The sequence below is a fragment of the Flavobacterium sufflavum genome, from assembly GCF_004016525.1.
GTDB lineage: Bacteria > Bacteroidota > Bacteroidia > Flavobacteriales > Flavobacteriaceae > Flavobacterium > Flavobacterium sufflavum.
The window spans coordinates 1-341 of sequence record NZ_SACJ01000037.1 but is presented as its reverse complement, the minus strand read 5'-3'; the positions used below and the strand labels follow the sequence as shown (position 1 = coordinate 341).

At 42.8% G+C, this 341-nt stretch carries 1 protein-coding gene; it reads right to left on the bottom strand.

Annotated elements, in window-relative coordinates; translation table 11 throughout:
* On the bottom strand, positions 1-341 hold a 341-nt coding region (locus EOD40_RS18070; protein ID WP_196781475.1), incomplete at both ends, for a hypothetical protein.

Here is a 341-nt window from a genome sequence, read left to right as displayed (position 1 = left end):
TTTTGTAGGGTTACATTATCAAAAGCACTACATGTTCCATTGGTCACTGTCCATTTTACTGTTACACTTGTTCCTGCTGCCACTCCCGTAATTGTTGTTGCTGGCGAATTTGGTGTTGTTATTACAGCAGCACCAGATGCTCCTACAAAAGTCCATATACCGCTTCCCACCGATGGTGCAGTTTGCGTCATAGTGAATGTAGATGTATTGCATAAGGTTTGGTTCGGCTGATCGCTTACTACAGGTTGTGCATCATTTTGTAGGGTTACATTATCAAAAGCACTACATGTTCCATTGGTCACTGTCCATTTTACTGTTACACTTGTTCCTGCTGCCACTCC